At 44.4% G+C, this 24,601-nt stretch carries 20 protein-coding genes; 10 read left to right on the top strand and 10 right to left on the bottom strand.

What is annotated here, in order from left to right; genetic code table 11:
- Position 1: 1 nt before the first annotated feature.
- A complete protein-coding gene (locus GVT53_RS19945; RefSeq protein WP_240905094.1) occupies positions 2-2,047 on the bottom strand; it encodes a M56 family metallopeptidase in 2,046 nt (681 codons plus the stop codon).
- Positions 2,044-2,406, bottom strand: coding sequence for a BlaI/MecI/CopY family transcriptional regulator (locus GVT53_RS19940; RefSeq protein WP_166250222.1), 363 nt, complete (start codon positions 2,404-2,406; stop codon positions 2,044-2,046). The genes GVT53_RS19945 and GVT53_RS19940 overlap by 4 nt, the downstream gene beginning before the upstream one ends.
- Positions 2,407-2,539: 133 nt before the next feature.
- On the opposite strand from GVT53_RS19940, the gene GVT53_RS19935 reads away from it, so the two are divergent.
- Positions 2,540-3,052 (top strand): DUF456 domain-containing protein, encoded by a 513-nt coding sequence (locus tag GVT53_RS19935; RefSeq protein ID WP_166250221.1) that lies wholly within the window; start codon positions 2,540-2,542, stop codon positions 3,050-3,052.
- On the opposite strand, the gene GVT53_RS19930 is transcribed toward GVT53_RS19935, so the two are convergent.
- Together GVT53_RS19930 and GVT53_RS19925 are read right to left on the bottom strand one after the other, a co-directional pair.
- On the bottom strand, positions 3,049-3,603 hold the full coding sequence (locus GVT53_RS19930; RefSeq protein ID WP_166250220.1) for a nitroreductase family protein: 555 nt from the start codon (positions 3,601-3,603) through the stop codon (positions 3,049-3,051). The genes GVT53_RS19935 and GVT53_RS19930 overlap by 4 nt on opposite strands.
- A gap of 136 nt (positions 3,604-3,739) precedes the next feature.
- On the bottom strand, positions 3,740-4,627 hold the full coding sequence (locus tag GVT53_RS19925) for a LysR family transcriptional regulator (protein WP_166250219.1): 888 nt from the start codon (positions 4,625-4,627) through the stop codon (positions 3,740-3,742).
- 73 nt (positions 4,628-4,700) lie between these two features.
- Here GVT53_RS19925 and hutH point away from each other — a divergent pair, with 73 nt between their 5' ends.
- From hutH to hutG, 4 genes are read left to right on the top strand one after another with little or no spacing between them, the layout of a single operon-like run.
- A complete protein-coding gene (hutH, locus tag GVT53_RS19920; RefSeq protein WP_166250556.1) occupies positions 4,701-6,278 on the top strand; it encodes a histidine ammonia-lyase in 1,578 nt (525 codons plus the stop codon).
- A 1-nt stretch (position 6,279) separates the two neighbouring features.
- A complete protein-coding gene (gene hutI / locus GVT53_RS19915; protein WP_166250218.1) occupies positions 6,280-7,506 on the top strand; it encodes an imidazolonepropionase in 1,227 nt (408 codons plus the stop codon).
- Positions 7,507-7,517: 11 nt separating this feature from the next.
- Positions 7,518-9,521, top strand: a complete 2,004-nt coding sequence (locus GVT53_RS19910; protein WP_166250217.1) for a urocanate hydratase — start codon at positions 7,518-7,520, stop codon at positions 9,519-9,521.
- A gap of 4 nt (positions 9,522-9,525) precedes the next feature.
- On the top strand, positions 9,526-10,497 hold the full coding sequence (hutG, locus tag GVT53_RS19905; protein ID WP_166250216.1) for a formimidoylglutamase: 972 nt from the start codon (positions 9,526-9,528) through the stop codon (positions 10,495-10,497).
- 397 nt (positions 10,498-10,894) lie between these two features.
- Here the strand turns inward: hutG and GVT53_RS19900 are convergent, their stop codons facing one another.
- Both GVT53_RS19900 and GVT53_RS19895 read right to left on the bottom strand, forming a co-directional pair.
- On the bottom strand, positions 10,895-11,344 hold the full coding sequence (locus tag GVT53_RS19900; protein ID WP_166250215.1) for a LexA family protein: 450 nt from the start codon (positions 11,342-11,344) through the stop codon (positions 10,895-10,897).
- The gene (locus tag GVT53_RS19895; protein WP_166250214.1) at positions 11,341-12,600 is read right to left on the bottom strand and encodes a Y-family DNA polymerase; all 1,260 of its coding nucleotides are present in this window, start codon (positions 12,598-12,600) and stop codon (positions 11,341-11,343) included. The genes GVT53_RS19900 and GVT53_RS19895 overlap by 4 nt, the downstream gene beginning before the upstream one ends.
- Positions 12,601-12,741: 141 nt before the next feature.
- On the opposite strand from GVT53_RS19895, the gene GVT53_RS19890 reads away from it, so the two are divergent.
- Entirely contained in the window at positions 12,742-15,042 is a 2,301-nt protein-coding gene (locus GVT53_RS19890; RefSeq protein WP_166250213.1) for an FdhF/YdeP family oxidoreductase, read from the top strand.
- Between the two features lie 6 nt (positions 15,043-15,048).
- Here GVT53_RS19890 and GVT53_RS19885 read toward each other — a convergent pair whose 3' ends face one another.
- Together GVT53_RS19885 and GVT53_RS19880 are read right to left on the bottom strand one after the other, a co-directional pair.
- The gene (locus GVT53_RS19885) at positions 15,049-16,227 is read right to left on the bottom strand and encodes an acyl-CoA dehydrogenase family protein (protein ID WP_166250212.1); all 1,179 of its coding nucleotides are present in this window, start codon (positions 16,225-16,227) and stop codon (positions 15,049-15,051) included.
- 43 nt (positions 16,228-16,270) lie between these two features.
- A complete protein-coding gene (locus tag GVT53_RS19880) occupies positions 16,271-16,981 on the bottom strand; it encodes a tRNA1(Val) (adenine(37)-N6)-methyltransferase (protein ID WP_166250211.1) in 711 nt (236 codons plus the stop codon).
- A 189-nt stretch (positions 16,982-17,170) separates the two neighbouring features.
- Between GVT53_RS19880 and GVT53_RS19875 the strand changes: the two genes are divergently transcribed.
- On the top strand, positions 17,171-17,758 hold the full coding sequence (locus tag GVT53_RS19875; protein WP_166250210.1) for an outer membrane beta-barrel protein: 588 nt from the start codon (positions 17,171-17,173) through the stop codon (positions 17,756-17,758).
- Between the two features lie 56 nt (positions 17,759-17,814).
- Here the strand turns inward: GVT53_RS19875 and rimM are convergent, their stop codons facing one another.
- Both rimM and GVT53_RS19865 read right to left on the bottom strand, forming a co-directional pair.
- Positions 17,815-18,342 carry a ribosome maturation factor RimM gene (rimM, locus tag GVT53_RS19870; protein ID WP_166250209.1) on the bottom strand — a complete coding sequence of 176 codons (528 nt, stop codon included), beginning with the start codon at positions 18,340-18,342 and terminating at the stop codon, positions 17,815-17,817.
- A 10-nt stretch (positions 18,343-18,352) separates the two neighbouring features.
- Positions 18,353-18,922, bottom strand: a complete 570-nt coding sequence (locus GVT53_RS19865; RefSeq protein WP_166250208.1) for a 30S ribosomal protein S16 — start codon at positions 18,920-18,922, stop codon at positions 18,353-18,355.
- A 263-nt stretch (positions 18,923-19,185) separates the two neighbouring features.
- On the opposite strand from GVT53_RS19865, the gene GVT53_RS19860 reads away from it, so the two are divergent.
- The 3 genes from GVT53_RS19860 (at position 19,186) to trxA (ending at position 24,595) form a co-directional block, all read left to right on the top strand.
- A complete protein-coding gene (locus GVT53_RS19860) occupies positions 19,186-19,641 on the top strand; it encodes a ferritin-like domain-containing protein (protein WP_166250207.1) in 456 nt (151 codons plus the stop codon).
- Positions 19,642-19,789: 148 nt separating this feature from the next.
- Entirely contained in the window at positions 19,790-24,175 is a 4,386-nt protein-coding gene (gene dnaE, locus GVT53_RS19855; protein WP_166250206.1) for a DNA polymerase III subunit alpha, read from the top strand.
- 102 nt (positions 24,176-24,277) lie between these two features.
- Positions 24,278-24,595 (top strand): thioredoxin, encoded by a 318-nt coding sequence (gene trxA, locus GVT53_RS19850; RefSeq protein WP_108246432.1) that lies wholly within the window; start codon positions 24,278-24,280, stop codon positions 24,593-24,595.
- Positions 24,596-24,601: the final 6 nt, after the last annotated feature.

Here is a 24,601-nt window from a genome sequence, read left to right as displayed (position 1 = left end):
CCTATTTTAATTTAAAAGTAATGGGAATGGAAAAAACCACATCAGCAGGTTTTCCATCCTGTTGTGCTGGTTTCATTTTAGGCAATCTTGCGATGATTCTATGCGATTCTTGTTCCAAAATGGGACTTGGTCCTTTGGATTTGATATCCACTATATCCCCATTCGCATTAATACCGAACATGATGGCCACCCTTCCCTGTATTCCTTGTTCTTGTGCTTCTTGAGGATACCTAAAATGTTTACGCACATGGTTTTGTATGCTTTCCAAAAAGCAAGCACGCTTGTCAGCAGCATTTTCGCACCCCGGAAAAACAGGAGCCTCATCAATAGCAGTAAAGGGAACCCAACCATCTCCACGTTCACCAAACTTTTGAATCTCTTTGTTCAATTCATTGTCATCATTGTCATCTAACCTAAAGGTTATTGGTATAGCGAAAGGAACTTTTACTGTTTCACCTTCATGCTTTCCTGGTTTCATTTTAGGCAAGCGTTGTATGATTCTGACAGCTTCATTTTCCAATAACTCGTGTGGGCCACGCTTCCCTATGTCTGTAATTATTCCATCTTTCCCAATCACAAAAATCACACTCACCCTACCTTGAACACTCAATTCTTGAGCTTTTTTAGGGTAATTAAAATGTTTTTTAATATGCTTCACAATCTGTTCATTGAAGCAAGCTCTTTTATCATCAGCATCTTCACATCCCGGAAAGACTGGAACCTCATCAACGTTCGCAAACGGAACCCCAAGTCTCTCCCCTCTTTGCTCACTGATTTCCTCTTCATCATTCCCTTGGAGCTTAAAAACTATGGGGATGGAAAAAGGTACCTTGACCATTTTACCTTCGTGTTTTCCTGGTTGCATTTTTGGCAACTTTGCTAAAATTCGTTGGGTTTCTTCTTCCAACAGTTCGTGTGGGCCTCTCATTTTGATATCGACCACATTCCCTTCTTCATCCATGACAAAAATGGCACTTACCCTGCCCTGAATCCCCAAAGCTTGTGCTTCATCGGGATAATTAAAATGTTTGCGGATGTGTTCCTGGATTTTTTCTTGGAAGCAAGCCTTTTTATCCACGGCACCTTCACATCCCGGAAAAACAGGTACTTCATCAATGACTCCAAATGGAATCTCGTTTGCCGAAGCCAAGGAGACATCATCTATCGATTCAGGACTGTTATCTTCCTTATTCGTTTCACAAGAAGTGTAAACCAACATGCCCAAAACTAGGGGCAACAACAACACGTACTTTAATTGCCAAACGGCTTTAGATTTCCTTTTTTGTAACATGACTATTCGTTTTTTGATTAGTGATTTATTAAAAAAATGATTCACAAAACTGATGTTCTGCGTATGGAACGCTTCTGACAACAGCATCTCGAAATGTGCCGCCTTGTTTTGTTTGACGGCTTTTTCATCGGCAATGAATTCATGAAGCTCCGCAACCCTATTTTGGTAGATGTACACCAACGGATTGAACCAGAAGACGATTCGGGCCAGCTCAAAAAAGAGCAGGTCCAAAGAATGCAATTGTTTTACGTGCACCAATTCATGGGCAAGAATGTTGGGCTCTTTTTCCCCTTTAATCTCTGCCCCTATAAAAATATTTCGAAAAAAGGAAAAAGCGGAAGTGCTCTTGGGTACGGTGACCTTCGTGAATTCTTTAAAATGCTCCACAACACTTTTGTTTCGGAGCCTAAGCAGTTGAACCAATTTACAAGTAAACCAGATGGTGGCCAAAATACTTCCCGCTACCAAAACCAAATAGGGCCACGGAATGCGTTCCAGTAAACCAGCTTTTTCCGTCCCTGGACCGAGCACAACACCGTTCAGTTGTGAGAGGAATACAGTGGTGGTTTCCAACTCCTCAGGCATAGTGGTCTGGAGCGCCTGAATCTTTACCCAAGGCAATATCAGGGAAAGAGCAAACGTACCCAACAGGTAGGCGCGGTTCCATTGAAAAAAGGTCTCTTTCTTTAGAAAAAGGTCGTAGGCCAATAAAAACACCAATTGAAACGCCAAACTTTCCAATATATAGGTAATCATCGCTCGTTGTCTTTAATGTTCTTCATAATCTCTTCTAGTTCCTTCAAGCTGATGTCGTTCTTTTTCATAAAAAAGGACACCATACTCGTAAATGATCCTTGAAAATATCCATCCATCAACGTGTTCAATCGTTGGTTGCTGTACTCCTCTTTTTTCATCAAAGGAAAGTACACATGTCCCTTGCCCACTTTTTCGTGCGACACGAAACCTTTATCCTCCAAAATCCGGACAATGGTCGATACCGTATTATAGGCTGGCTTCGGTTCTGGCAGTTCTTCCAAAATCGCGGCTACATTCCCTTTTTTAATTTTCCAAAGGAGCTGCATTACCTCTTCCTCTGCTTTGGTGAGCTGTTTCATTTTCAACTAATTCTTTAGTTCAACATGAAACAAATATAACTAAATATTTAGTTTAAACTAATTTTTTAGTTGAAAAAATTGATTTTGTTTGTAACAATTGTCAGCTACATTTGTCTAACAGTAAAACACAACCATGGACATTGCATTGCTCGTTTTAGGGTTTCTTTTGATGCTTGTGGGGATACTGGGCAGCTTTTTGCCCGTATTGCCGGGACCGCCCATAAGTTGGGTCGGACTGCTATTGCTTTATTTGACCAAAGCCGTGCCCGATAATTGGTGGGTCTTGGGAATCACCTTTGTAATAGCCATAGCCATTACCGTTTTGGATTATGTGATACCTGCCATGGGCACCAAACGATTCGGCGGCAGCAAAGCTGGAATGTGGGGAACCATTGTAGGATTGCTCGTAGCCATATTTGTTCCCGTTTTTGGTCCATTGGGCATTATTATTTGGCCTTTTATTGGTGCATTGGTTGGCGAACTGTTGAACAAGGCCAATAAAAAAACCGCCCTCAAGGCGGCTTTTGGTTCATTTTTGGGTTTTTTGACAGGTACTTTTATGAAGTTTGTCGTTACCCTACTTTATGCCATTTTCTACGTTTATATTACCGTCAAGTACGCGGGTGACCTGTTCACATTTAGTTAATCCAACCACTCCACTTTATTTTCTATGGGAGTTCTTGCCGATGGAATCACCTCTCCATCAAAATAACCCATGTAGAAAAACCCGAGACACCTTTCTCCTTCGTTCAAATCAAAGAACTCGTCCATAAACTTGATAAGACCGGGTGAAGACCAATAACTACCGATGCCCAGTTCGGTACAGCACAGCCACATATTTTGTACCGCCATGGCCGTTGATGCAATTTCCTCCCACTCCGGCAGACTTTCCTTCGGGTCGCGTTGCATGCATATGGCAATCACAGCTCCAGAATTGGACGGATTGAACTGTAATTTTTTAATAGTCATCTGTTTTGGATTTGGGTCTACTTCCTCATATTTATTGGAAAGAAAAACACCCAATTCCTTTTTCTTGTCTCCCATCAAAACCTTAAAGCGCCACGGCTCGGTTTTTTTATGGGTAGGGGCCCAATTGGCAGCTTCCAAAATCTGTTCAATGGTTGCTTTGGCGATGGGCTTGTCGATATATTGCGGAGGAAAAATACTTCTTCGCTCCTTAATCAAGTCAAAAATCATAACTATAAAAATTAAATCTTTCTTTATTCAAATGTTGATTACCAACTAAACGTCAGTTCTCGATAAAATTTTTTTCGTTTCACTCCAAAAATCACTCGAATTGACAAATCCAAAGTTACGCCCCAAAACCTTGCCGTCATAATTCCATAAGCAAATCCATACATTTTTGTAGCGCAGGATTCCGATTGTCGGTTTTCCAGACCATACTCAATACCGCACGCTGCTCTATCTTTTTCATTTCGATAAATTTTACCTTCATCTGAAACCCATATTGAAGGGTCGTTGGCACAATGGCAATGCCCAGTTTGTTCTCCACCAATTTAAAAATGGTCTGCGCATGTACGGATTTGTGCGAAACACGGGGCACAAATCCACTATCCTCGCAAATACTGAGCACCGTATCGTAGTACATCGGGCTGTAATCTTGGGAAAACAAGATAAAATCCTCATCCTCCACTTGATTGATGTCCTCGAAATTCTCTTGATTCAAAGGATGCTCTGATGGCAATACCAAAGAAAACGTATCCTCAAAAACAGGTCTTACCTCCAATCCTCTCGGCACGCGTGACAATCGGACAAAGCCCAGGTCCAATCGGTCGGCCAAGATTGCATTGATCTGCGCCCGATTGGAAAGTTCTTCCAAAGTGGTATGTACCGTGGGAAATTTTTCCTTTAACTGCAGCAATAGATTCGGCACTACATTTTGCATGGCCGAACCCAAAAATCCGATGCGCACCTCCCCCAATTGTCCTTCTCCTATAAGTTTTACCTGTTTTTTGGTCTGCTCCAGGTGATTCAAGATAAATTCCACCTCCTTCTTTAAAAACTCACCCGCAGGGGTCAGACTCACCTTTTTCTTGTCCCTCACAAAAAGTTGGGTGCCCAAAATCTCCTCCATCTGTTTGATTTGCGTGCTCAAACCGGGTTGGGAAATAAAAAGTTTTTCAGACGCCTTTCGATAATGGAGTTCTTCGGCCACCGCCAAAAAATAAATGAAATGTCGAAGTTCTATTTGATAATTCATACTTATTGATTGTTACAAAAATAAGTATTGGCAATTATTAAACCTAAACAGTAATTTTATGGAAAAGAAAAATATGGCGACAGACCGAACATTTCACTTTGGCGAAGACCATTTGACCGCAAGCATAGCTTTGGGATTGGCCCATGGCACCATAAAAGGTGTTTTGTCCAACAAATGCATACAAAATGTAAATGCCAGTCACCAGCGCGTTCAGCGTATCGTGGAAAGAGGCGATACGGTGTATGGCATCAACACGGGGTTTGGTCCTTTGTGCAATACGAAGATTTCCAAAGCGGATACCAAAATCCTTCAATCCAATATATTAAAAAGCCATAGCGTGGGAGTGGGCAAACCTATTTCCCCCGAATTGGCAAAGATCATGTTGATCCTGAAAATCCATGCCTTGGCGAAGGGCTATTCCGGAATTGCCGAAGCAACCCTGCAACGGATGCTTTGGCATTTGGAAAACGATGCAATTCCCGTGGTTCCCTCACAAGGTTCGGTTGGAGCATCAGGGGATTTGGCTCCGTTATCCCATTTATTTCTCCCTCTGATTGGATTGGGGAAAGTGGAATACCAAGGTAAAACGATCCCAACCCAAGAACTGTTCGACAGCAACGACCTGAAACCATTGGAATTGGGCCCCAAGGAAGGACTTGCATTGATCAATGGCACCCAATTTATCGCCGCGCACGGCGTGATGGTCGTGCACAAACTACAGCATTGCCTGCGCCACGCGGACATTATTGGCGCCATGATGCTGGAAGGACTGCAAGGCTCCATGAAACCCTTTTTTGAGGAACTGCACCAACTTCGCCCTTTCAAGGGCAACCAACACGTAGCAGGCAGGATTCGAACATTGCTTCAAGGTTCCGAGATTTTGGAAGACCACATCGATTGCGAACGGGTGCAGGACCCCTACTCATTGCGCTGTATGCCGCAAGTGCACGGTGCATCCCGAAATGCTTGGCTCCACCTCAAGGAATTGTTGGAAATAGAACTCAATTCGGTAACGGACAATCCCGTCATCATCAATGATGAACTGACCATCAGTGGCGGTAATTTTCACGGGCAGCCCTTGGCCATGGCCTTGGATTATGCTGCTCTGGCCGCTTCGGAAATTGGAAACATATCCGATCGACGTATATATCTGGCCCTCGAGGGCAACAGCCCTGGTGTTCCCAAGTTGTTGATGAACGATACTGGAATCAATTCGGGCTATATGATTTTGCAATATACCTCTGCCGCCTTGGCCAGCGAGAACAAAAGCCTATGTTTCCCGGCCAGCGCCGACAGCATTCCTACTTCCTTGGGACAGGAAGACCATGTGAGCATGGGTTCCATCAGCGGTAGAAAGGCCCTTAACATTATTGAAAATGTGGAGAAAATACTTGCCATCGAATTGTTGACCTCAGCACAGGCCTTCGAGTACAGAAAACCATTGAAATCGGGCATTCTTTTGGATGAAATCCATACATTCCTGAGGACAAAGGTTGCTTTTGCCGAAAACGATCGTGTTTTTGCGGATGACATCGAAAAAGGAATCGAAATTATTCAGAACGGTGAGATCATTGATTTGATGGACCGTGTGATGGATGAGAAACAACTGAAGTGGAACACTCCTCACCTTCAAGAATTTGAAACATACTAGCATGAACAGACCACTATTAATAGGACCATTCACCCAATTGCTTCCAATGACGGGTCTCCCACTAAAAGGAGCGCTCAAAGATGAGCAATTGCCCATCATTCAAAATGGCGGTATTCTGATTTCTAAAGGAAAAATTCTAAAAGTGGGTGTTTTTGATGATTTAAAATCCGAAGATGTCGATGTGCACCATATCGAAGGTCAACATATTTGCCTGCCCGGATTTGTAGACTCACACACCCATATCTGTTTTGGGGGCACACGCGCTCGGGACTACGCTTACAGAAATGCTGGAAAAACCTATTTGGAAATCGCCAAAGCCGGCGGCGGTATCTGGGACACCGTTACCCAGACCCGAAAAGCATCACAACAAGAATTGGTTGAAGGAATTGTTTCCAGAAGTCAAAAACATCTGAAAAATGGGGTCACCACCATCGAGGTAAAAAGTGGTTACGGTCTTTCTGTGGATGAAGAATTGAAAATGCTGCGCACCATCAAACAGGCCAACGAAACTTCGAAGGCTTCTTTGATTCCAACTTGTTTGGCAGCCCATATGAAACCTAAAGATTGGTACCAAGACAGGAATTATCTCGATGTGATTATCAAGGAATTGTTTCCCATCATCAAAACTGAAAACTTGGCCCATCGTGTGGATGCTTTTGTGGAAGAAAGTGCTTTTTCCCCAGAGGAAATCAAACCCTATTTTCAAAAAGCAAAGGAAATGGGGTTCGACATCACCGTACATGCCGACCAATTTACATCAGGAGGCAGTCAAATTGCGGTGGATTTTGATGCGGTAAGCGCCGACCATTTGGAAGCCAGCACCGAAAAAGAGATTCAATTGCTCGCCAAGAGCAACACCATTGCAACAGCATTGCCCGGGGCGTCCATCGGTTTGGGATGCGCCTATACCCCAGCACGGAAAATTTTGGATGCAGGCGGTGCTTTGTCCATTGCCAGCGATCATAATCCAGGGTCCGCGCCCATGGGCGACCTATTGACCCAAGCCAGTATTTTGGGAACCTTTGAAAAATTGTCCAACACCGAGGTTTTGGCAGGCATCACTTATAGGGCCGCAGCAGCTTTGCGTTTGAAAGACCGAGGAAAACTGGAAACCGGAGCACAGGCCGATTTTGTGATTTTCCCAACGGACAATTACCAAGAAATCACCTATCATCAGGGGCAACTAAAACCAAGTGAAGTTTGGAAAAAAGGAACGCCCATCCATTAAAAAATCACATCATGACTGAATTTCAGCAACAAATAGTACAAGGCATCCCCCAACAACTTCCTCCAAAAAAGGAGTATCCTAAAAATGGCAACCCGGCCCCAAAACGGAAGGACATCCTTTCCAAAGAGGAAAAAAAACTGGCTGTACAGAATGCGCTACGCTATTTTCCCGAGGCTTGGCACAAAGAGCTCGCCCCAGAATTTGCGGAGGAACTGAAAACCTATGGCCGCATCTATATGCATCGGTTCAAGCCCGATTATGAGATGTACGCACGTCCCATTTCGGAATATCCTGCCAAAACACATCAGGCGGCGGCTATTATGCTCATGATACAGAACAATTTGGATCCTGCCGTGGCACAACATCCCGAAGAGCTCATTACCTACGGCGGCAATGGAGCGGTTTTCCAAAACTGGGCGCAATACCTGCTCACGATGAAATATTTGGCGGAAATGACCGAAGAGCAGACGCTCCATATGTATTCTGGACATCCGATGGGCCTTTTCCCATCGTCCAAGGAAGCGCCAAGGGTGGTGGTCACCAACGGGATGATGATTCCTAACTACTCCAAACCCGACGATTGGGAAAAATACAACGCACTGGGCGTGACCCAATACGGACAGATGACAGCAGGTTCCTATATGTACATTGGCCCACAGGGGATTGTGCACGGAACGGCCATTACGGTCATGAACGCATTCCGAAAAGTATTGAAGCCAAACGAATCGCCCAAAGGAAAAATCTTTTTGACCGCTGGACTGGGTGGTATGAGCGGTGCCCAACCCAAAGCCGGAAACATTGCTGGGGGCATCACCATTTGTGCCGAAGTCAACCCCGAAGCTGCCAAAAAACGCCACGACCAAGGTTGGGTGGATGAATTGTTGGTGGATTTAGATCTGTTGGTCGTCCGCACCAAAGAGGCCGTGGCCAACAAGGAAGTGGTTTCCTTGGCCTATATCGGTAACGTAGTGGACGTTTGGGAACATTTTTATGAGGAAGATATTTTTATTCATTTAGGTTCCGACCAAACCTCCTTGCACAACCCTTGGGCGGGTGGTTATTATCCCGTTGGGCTTTCTTTTGAAGAGTCAAACATCATGATGGTGGAAAACCCAGAAACGTTCAAGGAAAAAGTGCAGGAATCATTGCGAAGACAAATCAACGCCATTAACAAACACACCGCAAAAGGCACCTACTTTTTTGATTACGGAAACGCCTTTTTGTTGGAAGTTTCCCGAGCAGGCGGCGATGTGATGGCCGAGAACAATATTGACTTCAGGTATCCGTCCTATGTCCAGGATATTTTGGGCCCGATGTGTTTTGATTATGGTTTTGGCCCGTTCCGATGGGTTTGTACCTCGGGCAATCCAAAAGACCTTCAAAAGACCGATGCTATTGCGTTAAAAGTGATGGAGAAGATAAAATCCGAAGCACCGGAAGAAATCCAACAGCAGATGCAGGACAACATCAAATGGATTTCAGAAGCGGAACAGAACAAATTGGTGGTAGGTTCACAGGCCCGTATTCTTTACGCCGATGCCGAAGGGCGAAGCAAGATCGCGGATGCCTTCAACACGGCCATTGCCAAGGGAGAAATCACTGCTCCCGTGGTTTTAGGGAGGGACCATCACGATGTGAGCGGTACGGACTCTCCATTTAGGGAGACCAGCAATATTTATGATGGCAGCAAGTTCACCGCGGATATGGCCATCCAAAATGTAATTGGTGATAGTTTTAGGGGAGCCACTTGGGTTTCCATTCATAACGGTGGCGGTGTTGGCTGGGGAGAAGTGATCAATGGCGGGTTTGGTATGGTGCTCGATGGTTCGGAAGAAGCCTCCAACCGATTGAAGAAAATGTTGTTTTTTGATGTGAACAATGGGATTTCCCGAAGAAGTTGGGCACGGAACAAAGAAGCCCGATTTGCCATTGAACGAGAAATGGAACGCTCCCCCAATTTAAAAGTAACTTTGCCTTATCTTGTGGAATCCGATATTTTGGATGACCTATTTTAATGCAATGAAACATTACGAACCCCCGAAAAAAGAACTTTGGACAGGTAGAGTCTCCAACAAATGGCTGTACCTGCACGAAAAAGCGCATTGTACACCTTTGGAGGAACTTCCCGAAGCACAGAAAAAATCCATTGCCCTTTTGGGCTATGCCTGCGATGCCGGTGTTCGCCGCAATCAAGGACGCATTGGCGCTGCTGAAGGTCCCGATATCATCAAAAACAGTTTTGGAAAAATGCCCAACCATTTGGGCAGCAATGTGCTTTTGCACGATGTAGGTTCGGTGGTTTGCAGCGATGGCGATATGGAATCTGCACAAGAACAACTTGTCGAAGCAGTCAAAATCCTTTTGGAGAAAAAACAGTTCCCAATTGTTTTAGGGGGCGGACACGACATGGCCTATGGACATTATAACGGCATCAAAAAATATCTGGACACCAAAAAAGAAGGCCAAACCATCGGCATCATCAATTTTGATGCGCATTTTGATTTGCGGAAAAACACGGAACAAAGCAACTCGGGCACCCCGTTTTATCAGATAGCGAAAGACTGCGAAAAAGAGGGCATCGATTTTAACTACCTCTGTCTGGGTATCCGAAAGGATGCCAATGACCGGAACTTGTTTCAAACCGCCAGGGAACTTGATGTTATTTATGTGATGTCCGAAACGTTTCAGCCTGCTTTTTTGGAGGAAATCACTACGTGGATCGATGCCTTTGCCAAAAATGTGGACCATGTGTACGTGACCATCGATTTGGATGGATTTTCATCGGCCTTTGCTCCCGGAGTCAGTGCCGCCTCGCCCATGGGCTTTACACCCCACATGGTTTTGGAGTGTTTGAAGACCATCATAAGCTCAGGAAAACTGATTAGTCTGGACATTGCCGAGATGAATCCTAAGTATGATATCGATGGACAAACGGCAAAATTGGCCGCCTCACTGGTGCATCATGTGGCGCATGCTGTTACCCAAAGTTAATATTGCTTCCAACCTATTTTTAGCTTGACACTAATTCCACAGATTTCCACAAATATTTTCACTCTCCATCACAAACAAAAAAAGCCTTCCAAAAGGAAAGCCTTTCATTGGCGAGCATCGGTTTGATGCTTCAACCTGATTCCAATCATCGCGACTGGAATCCAACACAACGGGACAAAGATAGCAAAGGTTTTGGATTTATGTGTTTCTAAACCTCCTTTTTGAAATCACACCTCTTAAATTCACTGTTTATAGTCAGGTGAGCCTTTGACTTCAGAAAGCTATCTAAGCCCAAAACCGACTAGCATGCTGAATCTTCGATTTCTCGATACAAAATTCCCTTGGAATTTCACTCGAACCGACGGTTTTGACATAAAAAGGCTTTAAAATTCAATGGTTATAATGCCTTGATGACATAAGTGACCACTCCCCAAATCAACAAATCGCTGTCCTTGGGAACCTTGATAGGTTTGTAGCTTTTATTTTCGGGCATCAATGTTATATTGCCCTTATCTATGTGCAATCGCTTTACGGTAAATTCTCCATCCAAAAAACAAACGGCTATTTTACCATGTTCGGCTTCCAAACTGCGGTCTATGACCAAAAGGTCCCCATCATCCAGTCCTGCGCCTATCATGGATTCTCCACTCACCCTTGCATAGAACGTTGCTTCTTTGTTTTTGATCAACGTTTTGTCCAAACTGATGCGCTTCTCCTTAAAATCATCTGCTGGTGAAGGAAAACCTGCGGATACGGTATTTTTGGACAAGGGTACGCCCAAACCTTCTTCTTTGATGGGTGCGTAAAAAATGAGCGAGTCTGTTTCTGGCGATTTTTTTGAGGTCATTTCACTTTGATGATGTCATTAATATTTGTGGTGTATTTAGGTGAAAGGTGTTTTTGGCGCATCTTCCAAGTCCTTTCCAAATCTTGATTGGCAATTTTCATTTTTTGGCCGCCATACTTGTCATTGATACCATCCATGACCTGCATCAGCTTATGGTGTTTTGGGTTCTCGGACAGGAATAGATCCAATTGTCTTGCATTGGTGGGCACCAATCCAGATACGATGACCCCGGCCTTCTTATACTTAATCCCTGGCCTAAATATGGAAACCACAGCCTTAACGGCATAATTACTTATGGTCAAGCTGGAATCCGTGGCATAGGGCAAGGTAACTATTAGGCTGCTTCTATCCTGTGGCTCATCTTTTTTATGCCTGTCGCTTCTCAAGAACACCACTAGGTAGTTGCAACTGCTTCCTTGATTACGTAATTTTTCGGCACAACTGGTCGCGAAGGTGGATATACGTTCCTTAATATTCTCAATATCGGAATAGGTGTTCTCAAAGCTTCTGGTGGTGGCTATTGCTTTTTTATCGCGGGTATCATCATCCAAATCCAAGGTCGGCCTGCCCTCCAAATCTTTTTTTAACCTAAGGCCGATAATGGCCATTTGTTTACGTACCCACTCGTCCGATAATTGGGTAAAATCATAGGCGGTTTTCACGTTTCTGGTCTGAAGCCGTTTCAGATTTCCTCGTCCTACCCCCCAGACGCTCTCAATTTTGGTCCACTTCAATGCTTTTATCCGTCTTTCATCAGATTCAATAACGTATACCCCGCCTGTTCGAGTTTTCAGTTTTTTGGCAATTTTGTTGGCTACCTTGGCCAAAGCCTTAGTTGGCGCAATGCCTATACTGATAGGGATACCCGTGCATTTTTGTACAGTCTGCTGGATTTCCCTGCCGTAAGCGTCAAAGTCATAGCTCTCAAAACCATCAAACTTTAAAAAGGCTTCATCCACACTGTACACTTCCATATTGGGAGTAAATGTTCCGAGAATGTTCATTACCCTGGCACTCATATCCCCGTATAAGGCATAATTGGACGAAAACACCTTGATTTTGTTATCCTTGCAAAACTGTCTGTACTTAAATTCCGGGGCACCCATGGGCAAACCCAATTTTTTGGCTTCATCACTACGTGATATGAAACAGCCATCGTTATTGGAAAGAATCCCCACAGGAACATTATTGTACTGGGGTTGAAAGGCCCGCTCACACGAGGCATAAAAGTTATTGCAATCTACAAGGGCGAACATGCTTTAAAATACTCGATTTTTGCTAAATTACATAGGAAATCCATTGTAATTTAAATTTGAACCAAAGGTAATTCCGTCCTATATAGGATTGCCCAAAGTCATGAAAAATAATTGTCCCACCCCAAAATCTTATATTAGTACATGCAAAAAGAGTTAAAGCGCAGGGTTTCCCTGACCGGGGACATCGAATTTACAGGGCTGGAGATTAAAGAACCCATGCAAACTGCAGCTGGTTTTTTAGGGGTCAAAGAAGCATTGAGACACAGTTTTAAGGAAATGGGGATTGTGAACTCCATGCGAAGTTTGCTGGAAATGAACCAAGAGGACGGTTTTCGTTGCCCAAGTTGTGCCTGGCCCGTCCCCGAACATCCATCCAAAATTGCGGAATATTGTGAAAATGGGGCCAAAGCCTTGGCCGATGAAGCCACCCGAGAGCATATTGGAGCGGACTTTTTTAAAGAACATTCGGTTGAAGAATTATCCCGACTAAGTGATTTTCAACTCAATAAATTGGGCCGTGTTATAGAACCGATGGTCCTCAAACCAGATAGTGTGCATTACGAACCCATCACCTGGCAAGATGCCTTTGAAGTGATATCGGACGAACTACACCAATTGAAAGACCCGAACGAGGCTATTTTTTACACCTCGGGCCGATCCAGCAACGAGGCCGCATATCTCTACGGTATGTTTGCCCGTGCCTTTGGCACCAACAATATGCCCGATTGTTCCAATATGTGCCATGAATCATCTGGTGTGGCACTCTCGGAAACCTTGGGCATCGGGAAAGGCTCTGTAAAACTGGATGACCTATATGGTGCAGAGGTTATTTTGGTGGTTGGGCAAAATCCTGGTACCAACCATCCCAGAATGTTATCGGCCTTGGAAAAGTGCAAAAAGAACGGTGGAAAGATCATCAGTATAAACCCGTTGGCAGAAACAGGATTGGTCAACTTTAAAAACCCACAAAGTATCTCCAGCATGCTGGGGAATGGAGAACCGCTAGCGGATATTCACCTGCCCGTAAAAATCAATGAGGATGTGGCTCTGGCCAAACTGATCTTAAAAAAATTGGTTGCGTTGGATGCGAAAAACTCAAATGTTCTCGACCACGAATTTATCGTGGAGTATGTTGATGGGTATGATGATTTGTTGAAAGATTTGGACCAATACGATGCGGAAATTCTTCAACAGCGAAGTGGGGTCTACATGCACAAAATTGACAAGGTTGTGGAGTTATTGGCAGAAAACTCCAAGATTGTCATCTGCTGGGCCATGGGAATCACACAGCACAAAAATGCGGTGGACTGCATCAAGGAATATGTGAATATTCTGTTGCTCAAGGGTGCCGTGGGCAAACCCTTTGCCGGAACCTGTCCCGTGCGGGGGCATAGTAATGTGCAGGGGGATCGGTCCGTGGGTATTATGCACTTTGTGAACAAAGGATTGAACGAAAGAATACAAAAACACCTCAATTTTGACCCTCCTACCGAAAAAGGATATGATACGGTGGAGGCCATTGAAGCAATGCACGAGAAAAAAGCCAAGGTATTTGTCTGTTTGGGCGGCAATTTTTTGATGGCTGCTTCTGATACGAAGTATACCGCGGAGGCGATTCAAAATTGTGATTTGACGGTGCAGATCAGCACTAAATTGAATCGAAGCCACTTGGTGACCGGCAAAACTGCATTGTTGTTGCCAACCTTTGGGCGTTCCGAAAAGGATGAGAAAAATGGAGAACTCCAATTTTTAACGATGGAAAGCAGTACGGGAAAGGTTCGGCAGAGCAAAGGGCTGCTGAAACCTGCTTCGGAACACATCAAAAGTGAGCCTGAAATCATTTCACTCTTGGCCCATACGTATTTTAGGGGCAACCACTCTATGCACTGGTACGAACTTGGACAGGATTATAGCCTTATCCGTAAATTGATTGATAAAACCGTGAAAGGATTTGAAAATACCAGCGAACAATCCAAAGGATTTGGATACTACTTGCCCAACAATGTTAGAAATCGGGATTTTAGAATGCTTCCCAATGGCATGGCGCAATTGTCAATCACTCCATTGCCCGAACATCAATTGAAACCTGATGAATTGTTGTTGATGACCATTCGCTCCCATGATCAATTCAATACCACCATTTACGGGTTGAACGATCGCTACCGTGGCATACATAACGAACGCCGTGTGGTATTTATGAATTCAGCGGATATGGCTGAAAAGGGGTTGGTCAAATTGGATGTTGTCAATCTCCACAGTAATTATGATGGGATTCAGCGGACCGCCGAAAAATTCATTGTTGTACCCTATGAAATTCCAAAAGGAAATATGGCGGCCTACTTTCCGGAGACCAATATGCTGGTGCCCCACAATCATTTTGCGGACAAGAGCCAGACGCCCATTAGTAAATCCATCAAGGTCACTGTGGAAAAAGTTTCCTGAACTTGATCATTTAAATGCTTGGATTCCCGTAATATCGGCACCTGTAATCAAGAGGTGAATATCGTGCGTACCCTCGTAGGTGATCACACTTTCCAAGTTCATCATATGGCGCATGATACTGTACTCGCCAGTGATTCCCATTCCACCCAAAACTTGACGTGCTTCACGCGCTATTTTGATGGCCATTTCCACATTGTTGCGTTTGGCCATGGAAATTTGAGCGGTGGTCGCTTTGCCTTCATTCTTTAATTGTCCCAAACGAAAAGCCAACAACTGCGCCTTGGTGATTTCCGTGATCATTTCGGCCAATTTCTTTTGCTGGAGTTGGTAGGCGGCAATGGGTTTCCCAAATTGTTCGCGCTCTTTGGCATATCGCAATGCGGTATCATAACAATCCATGGCGGCACCAATAGCGCCCCATGCAATTCCGTAGCGAGCGGAGTCCAAACAACCCAGTGGTGCTCCGAGTCCGCTCTTACCCGGCAACAGGTTTTCCTTGGGCACTTTTACATTATCAAAAATAAGCTCGCCTGTAGCTGATGCACGCAACGACCATTTGTTATGGGTCTCTGGAGTGGAAAAGCCTTCCATGCCACGTTCCACGATAAGCCCATGAATTCTGCCTTCCTCGTTCTTGGCCCAAACCACGGCAACATCTGCAAATGGCGAGTTGGAAATCCATAATTTGGCACCGTTCAATACGTAGTGGTCACCTGCATCCTTGAACTTGGTTTCCATTCCTCCCGGGTTGGAACCATGGTTGGGTTCGGTGAGGCCAAAACAGCCCATCCACTCCCCTGTTGCCAACTTGGGCAGGTATTTTTTGCGCTGTTCTTCGGTACCATAAGCAAATATGGGATACATGACCAATGATGACTGAACGGAAGCGGTTGAACGAACGCCGCTATCACCACGTTCAATCTCTTGCATGATCAAGCCATAACTTATTTGGTCCAAACCGGCACCGCCGTATTCCTCGGGAATGTAGGGGCCAAAGGCTCCAATTTCAGCGAGTCCACCAATAATCTGTTTGGGAAACTCTGCTTTTTGGGCATATTCCTCTATAACGGGGGATATATCACGCTTTACCCATTGGCGGGCAGCATCGCGGACCAGTTTATGCTCCTCCGAAAGTAAATCGTCTAAGTTGTAGTAATCCGGGGCTTCAAATAAGTCGGGCTTCATTCAGAATAAATTTTAGTAAATATAACATTTCATCGGCTCATTGTTACATTTTCAAATAAAATGCTTGGGTCAATTTTATGTATGCTTCGGTGTATTGGTGCCGTTCTTTTTCGATTGTCAAGGTATCGATATTGGTTTGATCATCAAAAAAACTGAACTCCATTAAACTTCTTTTAAAATCTGAATCTGGATTTCCTTTTACCCTTGTGATCCTATTGGGAAACAATCCCACACGTTTGGCCAGTTTAACAAAACCTTGTTCTTCTTTAAAAGGAACGATAACTGCAAAAATTCCTTTGTCCGTCAAAAATTGGGGTACGCCTTGAAGCAATTCATCAAAGGGCAAGGAACTGTTTTGCCGCGCAGTGTCTCTGGATGTATCGCCACTCGTAACATCTTCGGCGTAAAATGGCGGGTTGGAAACAATCAAGTCGTACTTGTCATCCATTTCGTCCACAAACTCATCAAAGCCTGCATGGTAACAGAATAGCCTATCTCCCCACGGCGATGCCTCAAAATTGGCAACACATTGCTCGTAGGCGGCATCATCCAACTCAATGGCATCTATGGTTTCGGCGGACGAACGCTGTGCAAGTTGCAAAGCAATGAGGCCGGTGCCCGCACCAATATCCAAAATGGATTCCGGTTGATTTGCCAATGACGCCCAAGCACCCAACAATACCCCATCGGTGCCGACCTTCATGGCACATTGATCTTGATGAATGGTAAATTCTTTGAATTTGAATGGTTTCATTGGATCAAAGATAAAGCAATACCTGTACCTGATTTACAAATATCAATTGAAACAGGGCATCCGTTGGTTCAAATGGGGCATTCGTTAATTCATGGCCTTCCAAAACAAACTAAAGTGGTTTATTCGTCATCGAATTCTGGGGATGGTCCCCAATAAAATCATTACCAAATATTTAAACTTTTTATGATTATGAAAAAAATCGTTGTTTCATTCCTACTTATGCTCGCCGTAGCACAAGTTTCACAAGCGCAAGAAGAAGGTAAGTTCCGTGTTGGACTGGAAGCCGGTTACACCATGCCCAGTGGAGGTGGTGGTGTGCTATTTGCCATTGAACCAAAGTACAATATCGCCGACAACATGAACATTGGTATTCGCTTTGAATCTGCGGCTATGGCTAAAAATGTTGAGGTTGGCCCTGCCTCTGCAGAGGCAAGCTTGACCGCAAGCATGTCATACTCTGGCACCTTTGACTACTATTTTAACTCAGGAACTTCTTCATTTGCCCCATTCTTTGGCGCTGGTGTAGGCTACAGCTCTTTGGGGAGCATTGGTTTTGATATAACTGATGAAGAAGAAATTGAAGGCGATGCAGAGCTTGAGGTCGATGGTAAATTCGGCGGCCTTTTGAGAGCTGGGTTTGAAGCAGGGAAATTTAGACTGGCAGCAACCTATAACCTAATCGGCAAAACCGACTTGGGGGAAGGTGTAGAAGTAAAAAACTCTTACTTGGGCATATCATTGGGTTTCTACCTTGGTGGCGGCAAGTGGAAAAAATAAAATTTCGTCGAGTTTTGTTAAGTGAAGAGGGGGCAAATTTGCCTCCTTTTTATTTTTCAGCTTAAGTAAAGTTCTACTAAACCTTCAGGAGTTTTTACATGGATGGTCCTGTTCTCCCTGTCTACTTTGGTAATGATATCATCAGTGACAGGAATCAACAATTCCTTTTCCCCCTTTTTAATCTCGAACAAATCCTGTGATGCGCTATCATTTATTGATTCTATGACACCGATATCCCCATGGGCTTCATCCATTATGGTAAAGCCTATAACCTCGTGGTAGTAGAATTTGTTGCCTTTTAGCGGCGGTAACATGGTAAGGGGCAGATAAAGTTCGGAACCAATAAGCTTATCGGCGGTGGGCTCATCCTTTACCTCTTCAAAATCGATGCGAAGGAGATTGGATTTGTGCAATCGGCACCTATCAATAAAAAATGGAACCAGATTGTTCCCCAAAGAAACAAGCACTGATTCCATATTTTCGTAGATATCGGGCTCATCGGTGTCCAGTTTGACCAACACCTCGCCCTTAAAACTATATTTTGAAACGACTTTGCCCAGGTAGAAACAGTCTTCCTTGCGCATCGTCACGTTTCTACTCTTCTTTTTTGTCAGCTTCTTCAGCAGCAGGAGCCTTTTCGACAGGTGCTTCCTCAGCAGTTTCCTCAGTTGCGGCTTCGGCAGTTTCTTCAGCGGCCTCCTCGGCAACTTCCTCTTCAGGTAGTGCAGCGGCAGCTCTTTTCTCGTTAGCTTCTTTTTCTGCCTCCAAAGCTTTTGCTCTAGCCTCGGCCTCGGCCTTGCTCAATCCTTCTTTTTTATCTTGGATTTTTTGCTCCTTCTCTTCCAACCAAGCTTTGAATTTTTCCTCGGCCTGCTCTTCGGTCAATGCACCCTTACGAACACCGCCCAGCAAATGGTGCTTCATCAACACCCCTTTATAAGAAAGGATTGCTCTTGCAGTATCGGTAGGTTGTGCACCGTTTTGCAACCATTTTACGGAACCATCAACATCCAGATTGATTGTTGCTGGGTTGGTATTTGGATTGTATGTGCCCAATTTTTCCAAAAATTTACCGTCTCTTTTTGCTCTAACATCGGCAGCAACTACCCAATAGAATGGTTTACCTTTTTTACCGTGTCTCTGAAGTCTAATCTTTACTGGCATATCACATTAATTTGTAGGGTGCCCGACCCTGATTATTAATTCATTTTAAATCGCTTATCCGTTAAGCGGGTGCAAATATACATTTATTTGTTTATAGCATAGTGTTTTTGTCCAAAAAAGTTAAATGCCCTTAACAGTTGGCCGTCATACCGTTAAACCTATGATAAACCCCCTCTGTCCTTTGGAATTATGCCCATTAAGTTTAAATTATATATAGATGTCGTCGAGAGCCGATGACTACTAACCTAAAATGAAGATAGATTATGAAGTATACTGTAGAAATGTCGAACAAATTGAACGAACTTTTGGAAAGAACCTACGACGCTGAAAAAGGTTTTAAACAAGCAGCTGACAAGGTAGATAACAAAACCATAAAGCAATTTTTCATGGATAGTTCCGACCAACGCCACAATTTCGGAAAAGAACTCAAAGCTGAAATTATGTCGTTCGGAGAGAAACCGGAAGATAGTGGAAGTACAAAAGGTACATTGCACAGATCATGGATCAATTTTAAATCCCTGTTCACTTCCAATAACGAAGAAGCAATGTTAGAAGAAGTACATCGTGGGGAAAAAGAGGCTATAGAAACCTATAACGATATTCTTCATGATAAAGATTTTGTGTTGCCACCGACCACGGAAAGTTTACTGATGAAACATAGAAATGCCATCAGGAACACGCTGGAAACGGCAAACATATTCGAAACAGCAGTATCGTAAATCCAAAAGTCAATAGATACAATCAGAAGAAAAAGCTGGGATTTATTCCCGGCTTTTTTTAGTTGATAACTCCTAAAAACTCTATTTCACCAAATCTATCTTCTTCCGTACTTTTATCTATTCTTTTTTTGACCGAGACAGATAGCTTATGTATTTGATTTTTGATACGGAAACCACTGGTTTGCCCAAACGTTGGGATGCTCCCATAACCGATACCGACAACTGGCCGAGATGCGTTCAGATTGCTTGGCAGTTGCACGATGAACTCGGTAATTTGATAGAACACCAAAACTTTTTAGTAAAACCCGAAGGATTCAATATCCCTTACGAAGCAGAACAGATACACGGTATATCCACCGCATTGGCCGAAGAAGAAGGGGTGCCACTGAGCGAGGTTCTGGATGCTTTCAACAAAGCGTTGCTGCAAACCAAATTTGTAGTGGGTCAAAATGTAGGGTTCGACATCAACATTATGGGATGCGAATTCCATCGCGAAGGTGTGGAAAGCCCATTGACCGAACTTCCCGTACTGGACACCTGTACAGAACATACCGCCGAACTCTGTAAAATACCCGGAGGTCGTGGCGGTAAATTCAAATTGCCCACGCTGACCGAACTCCATGAATTTTTGTTTGGGGAACCCTTCGCCGAAGCGCACAATGCAACGGCGGATGTTGAGGCGACCACGCGTTGTTTTTTGGAACTGGTACGTAAAAAGCAGTATTCCTACCAAGAACTCGATGTCCAGCCTGACTATTTCGAGCGATTCTCAGAAGCCAATCCGCAAGAGATCGAACTCATCGGGTTAAAGCACATCAACCTAAAGGCCGCATCCAAAAAAATTGCCGACGCCCTTTGGGCCGAGGATACCGGTGGGGTTTCCGACGAGGAAATCAAAGAGAATGTAGAGACCTTAGAAGATGAACCCTTTGTCCATCTGCACAACCACTCCCAGTTTTCGGTGCTTCAGTCCACCATCAATATAAAAGATTTGGTCAAGGCCACCGCCAATCACGGTATGCCTGCCGTTGCCCTCACCGACCACGCCAATATGATGGGCGCCTTTCACTTTGTGAAAGAAGTGATGGGTCACAACAAGGCTGCAAAAGCCAAAAATGAAGAACTTATTGCCAATGGCGAAGAACCTACAGAGAGAGAGATTACCCCAATCGTTGGTTGCGAATTCTTTGTCTGCGAAGACCATACCAATAAAAATGTAAAGGACTACGGGCATCAAATTGTGCTCTTGGCCAAAAACAAAAAAGGGTACCACAATCTGGCCAAAATGTCTTCCATTGCCTACACCAATGGTTTCTACTACGTGCCCAGAATCGATAAAAAGGTGATTGAGCAGTACAAGGAAGATGTAATCGCACTCACAGGAAACCTGTACGGCGAGGTACCCAACAAAATCCTGAATGTTGGCGAAAACCAGGCCGAAGAAGCACTTTTATGGTGGAAAGAACAATTCGGCGATGATTTTTACATCGAAATCATGCGTCACGGCCAAGAAGACGAAGATCGTGTGAACCAAGTTTTGGTACGTATGGCCAAAGACCACAACGTGAAACTGGTCGCCACTAATAATACCTATTACTGTGATAAAAAAGATGCCGAAGCGCACGATATTTTGTTGTGCGTAAAAGACGGTGAAAAACAGTCCACCCCCATTGGTCGAGGTAGAGGTTATCGATACGGCCTGCCCAACCAAGAGTACTACTTTAAGTCTTCGGACGAAATGAAGGAACTTTTCAAGGATTTGCCCGAAGCCATTCTGAACATCAAGGAAATCGTGGACAAAATTGAACCCTACGACCTTGCCAGTGATATTTTGCTGCCCAAATTCAGTATTCCAGAAGAATTCAAAGATTCCCAAGATGATGTGGATGGCGGAAACAGGGGCGAAAATGCCTATCTGAGACATATTACCTACAAAGGCGCCGAAAAACGTTACGGAGAACTTACGGACGAAATCAGGGATCGGATAGATTTTGAGTTGGAAATTATCAAAAACTCAGGCTATCCGGGATATTTTTTGATTGTGGAAGACTTTATACGAGAAGCACGGAACATGGATGTATCCGTAGGACCTGGAAGGGGTTCAGCGGCCGGTTCGGTGGTGGCGTATTGCTTGACAATCACCAACATCGACCCTTTGAAGTACGACTTGCTTTTTGAGCGGTTTCTGAATCCGGACAGGGTATCGATGCCCGATATCGATATTGATTTTGATGACGAAGGCCGTAGCCGGGTTATGGACTACGTGATCAATAAATACGGGGCCAATCAGGTGGCGCAAATCATCACCTACGGTACCATGGCGGCTAAATCATCCATTCGGGATACGGCACGTGTGCTAGATCTGCCCTTGGGCGATGCCGATCGTATTGCCAAGTTGATTCCCAACATGTCCAAGCTCAACAAGATATTTGGGGTGGACGAAGCCGATTTAAAGAAAAAATTCCGTTCCGATGACTTGGAAAAAGTCAATGAACTGCTCAATATCGCTGAAACAGATGATTTAGAGGGGCAAACTTTGAAGATGGCCCGAGTGCTGGAAGGTTCGTTGCGAAACACGGGGATCCACGCCTGCGGGGTCATCATCACCCCGGACGATATTACCAATTTTGTACCCGTATCCGTAGCCAAGGATTCCGACCTCTACGTTACCCAGTTCGATAACTCCGTGGTTGAGAGCGCCGGACTGCTGAAGATGGATTTCTTGGGATTGAAGACCTTGACCTTGATCAAGGACACCGTTAAAATCGTAAAAGCAAGAACAGGGATAGAGTTGGTTCCCGATGATTTTCCGTTGGATGATGAAAAAACATACGAGCTTTTCCAACGAGGGGAAACAGTAGGAGTGTTCCAGTACGAATCCCCAGGGATGCAGAAACACATGAAAAACCTGAAACCAACGGTTTTTGATGACCTCATCGCAATGAATGCCCTCTACAGACCAGGGCCGATGGAATACATCCCAAGCTTTATCGCACGTAAGCACGGGGAAGAGGAGATTACCTACGACCTCCCCGAAATGGAAGAATACCTGCAAGAAACCTACGGGATTACCGTCTACCAAGAGCAGGTGATGTTGCTCTCCCAGAAACTGGCCGGATTCTCCAAAGGTGATGCCGATGTGCTGCGCAAGGCCATGGGTAAAAAGATTTTTGCCCTACTGGAAAAACTAAAACCCCAGTTCTTGGACGGCGGGGAGAAAAACGGTCACCCTCGCGACGTTCTCGAAAAAATATGGAAGGATTGGGAAGCATTTGCGTCCTACGCCTTCAACAAGAGTCACTCTACCTGTTACGCATATATTGCGTACCAAACCGCCTATTTGAAGGCCCACTACCCTGCCGAATATATGGCCGCCGTGCTGTCCAACAATATGAACGACATTAAGCAGGTGACCTTTTTCATGGAGGAATGTAAGCGAATGGGATTGGATGTATTGGGCCCTGATGTCAACGAATCCTACTACAAATTTGCCGTAAACAAAGACAATGCGGTACGTTTTGGCATGGGGGCCATTAAGGGCGTGGGTCGTTCCGCTGTGGAGACCATTGTGGAAAACCGAAAAGAGGGCGGCCCCTATAGATCCATCTTTGATTTGGCCAAACGCGTAGATCTGCGGGCAGCCAACAAAAAAGCCTTCGAAAATCTGGCACTTGCCGGAGGGTTCGATTCCTTCGGGGATACCCACCGTGCCCAATATTTCCACGATGAAGGCGATGGTATCACGTTCTTGGAAAAAGCCGTCAAGTACGGTTCCAAGTTCCAAGAGAACCAAAATTCATCACAGGTGAGCCTTTTTGGTGAAGCCAGTGAGGTTCAGATTCCAGAACCCATTGTTCCGCCCTGTGAGGAATGGGGCACCATGGAAAAGCTACGTCGGGAGAAAGAAGTGGTCGGCATTTATATTTCGGGGCACCCGTTGGATGATTTCAAAAAAGAGATCAAAGCATTTTGCAAGAATACGGTGGCCGATTTCTCTCGTTTGGAAGAGCATGTGAACAGGGAACTCACGGTTGCGGGGGTCATTACCGATGTACAGCACCGCGTTTCCAAAAACGGTAAAGGCTGGGGACTTTTCACGCTGGAAGATTACAACGAATCCTACGAACTTCGGATTTTTGGCGAGGAGTATTTAAAGTTCCGTCATTTTTTGATGATCAATTCCTTTGTGCACGTGCGTACCTACGTGCGCGAAGGCTGGGTAAACCGCGATACGGGCAAAAAAGGTGACCCGAGGCTTCAGTTCAACGATTTTAAACAGCTTCAGGATGTGATGGATGCTTTTGCCAAAAAACTCACCATCAAACTGAACATAGATCGCCTGCAAGAACAACGCATCAAAACTCTTAAGGACACTTTAACATTGCATAAAGGCGACCATCCGATAAGTTTTGTAATTTATGAGATGCAAGAGGAAATCAAACTGAAATTATCGAGCCGAAAACAAAAGGTGAAGATAAACAGTGAGTTGCTTTCCGAACTGGAAGCAAATGAAATTCATTACAAATTGAATTAGACCATAATTATTGTCAATGGCGCAATAATTAAAACGAATACGCCCGGTGTAAGTTAGATGGGCATTATTTGACTAACTTTGCATAATATTAAAATAAATAAGATGGCACTAGAAATAACAGATGCAACTTTTGACGAAGTTGTTTTAAAAAGTGATAAGCCTGTCCTGGTAGATTTTTGGGCAGCATGGTGCGGACCTTGTAGAATGGTAGGTCCGATCATTGAAGAAGTAGGACAAGAATACGATGGCAAAGCTGTTGTTGGAAAGGTCGATGTTGATGCAAACCAGCAGTTTGCCGCTAAATACGGCGTACGTAACATCCCTACCGTTTTGGTCTTTAAAGATGGTGAGGTCGTAAACCGTCAAGTAGGTGTATCTCCTAAAAAAACCTATACAGACGCTATTGATGCAGCCCTGTAAAAAGAA

It is taken from the genome of Flagellimonas oceani, assembly GCF_011068285.1.
GTDB classification, from domain to species: domain Bacteria; phylum Bacteroidota; class Bacteroidia; order Flavobacteriales; family Flavobacteriaceae; genus Flagellimonas; species Flagellimonas oceani.
This window is presented reverse-complemented; position numbering and strand designations above follow the sequence as displayed.

Excerpts from the sequence above, each read along its gene's own strand:
- GVT53_RS19945 (WP_240905094.1), bottom strand. The coding sequence starts at position 2,047 with ATGATTACCTATATATTGGAAAGTTTGGCGTTTCAATTGGTGTTTTTA.
- GVT53_RS19940 (WP_166250222.1), bottom strand. The coding sequence starts at position 2,406 with ATGAAACAGCTCACCAAAGCAGAGGAAGAGGTAATGCAGCTCCTTTGG.
- GVT53_RS19935 (WP_166250221.1), top strand. The coding sequence starts at position 2,540 with ATGGACATTGCATTGCTCGTTTTAGGGTTTCTTTTGATGCTTGTGGGG.
- GVT53_RS19930 (WP_166250220.1), bottom strand. The coding sequence starts at position 3,603 with ATGATTTTTGACTTGATTAAGGAGCGAAGAAGTATTTTTCCTCCGCAA.
- GVT53_RS19925 (WP_166250219.1), bottom strand. The coding sequence starts at position 4,627 with ATGAATTATCAAATAGAACTTCGACATTTCATTTATTTTTTGGCGGTG.
- hutH (WP_166250556.1), top strand. The coding sequence starts at position 4,701 with ATGGCGACAGACCGAACATTTCACTTTGGCGAAGACCATTTGACCGCA.
- hutI (WP_166250218.1), top strand. The coding sequence starts at position 6,280 with ATGAACAGACCACTATTAATAGGACCATTCACCCAATTGCTTCCAATG.
- GVT53_RS19910 (WP_166250217.1), top strand. The coding sequence starts at position 7,518 with ATGACTGAATTTCAGCAACAAATAGTACAAGGCATCCCCCAACAACTT.
- hutG (WP_166250216.1), top strand. The coding sequence starts at position 9,526 with ATGAAACATTACGAACCCCCGAAAAAAGAACTTTGGACAGGTAGAGTC.
- GVT53_RS19900 (WP_166250215.1), bottom strand. The coding sequence starts at position 11,344 with ATGACCTCAAAAAAATCGCCAGAAACAGACTCGCTCATTTTTTACGCA.
- GVT53_RS19895 (WP_166250214.1), bottom strand. The coding sequence starts at position 12,600 with ATGTTCGCCCTTGTAGATTGCAATAACTTTTATGCCTCGTGTGAGCGG.
- GVT53_RS19890 (WP_166250213.1), top strand. The coding sequence starts at position 12,742 with ATGCAAAAAGAGTTAAAGCGCAGGGTTTCCCTGACCGGGGACATCGAA.
- GVT53_RS19885 (WP_166250212.1), bottom strand. The coding sequence starts at position 16,227 with ATGAAGCCCGACTTATTTGAAGCCCCGGATTACTACAACTTAGACGAT.
- GVT53_RS19880 (WP_166250211.1), bottom strand. The coding sequence starts at position 16,981 with ATGAAACCATTCAAATTCAAAGAATTTACCATTCATCAAGATCAATGT.
- GVT53_RS19875 (WP_166250210.1), top strand. The coding sequence starts at position 17,171 with ATGAAAAAAATCGTTGTTTCATTCCTACTTATGCTCGCCGTAGCACAA.
- rimM (WP_166250209.1), bottom strand. The coding sequence starts at position 18,342 with ATGCGCAAGGAAGACTGTTTCTACCTGGGCAAAGTCGTTTCAAAATAT.
- GVT53_RS19865 (WP_166250208.1), bottom strand. The coding sequence starts at position 18,922 with ATGCCAGTAAAGATTAGACTTCAGAGACACGGTAAAAAAGGTAAACCA.
- GVT53_RS19860 (WP_166250207.1), top strand. The coding sequence starts at position 19,186 with ATGAAGTATACTGTAGAAATGTCGAACAAATTGAACGAACTTTTGGAA.
- dnaE (WP_166250206.1), top strand. The coding sequence starts at position 19,790 with ATGTATTTGATTTTTGATACGGAAACCACTGGTTTGCCCAAACGTTGG.
- trxA (WP_108246432.1), top strand. The coding sequence starts at position 24,278 with ATGGCACTAGAAATAACAGATGCAACTTTTGACGAAGTTGTTTTAAAA.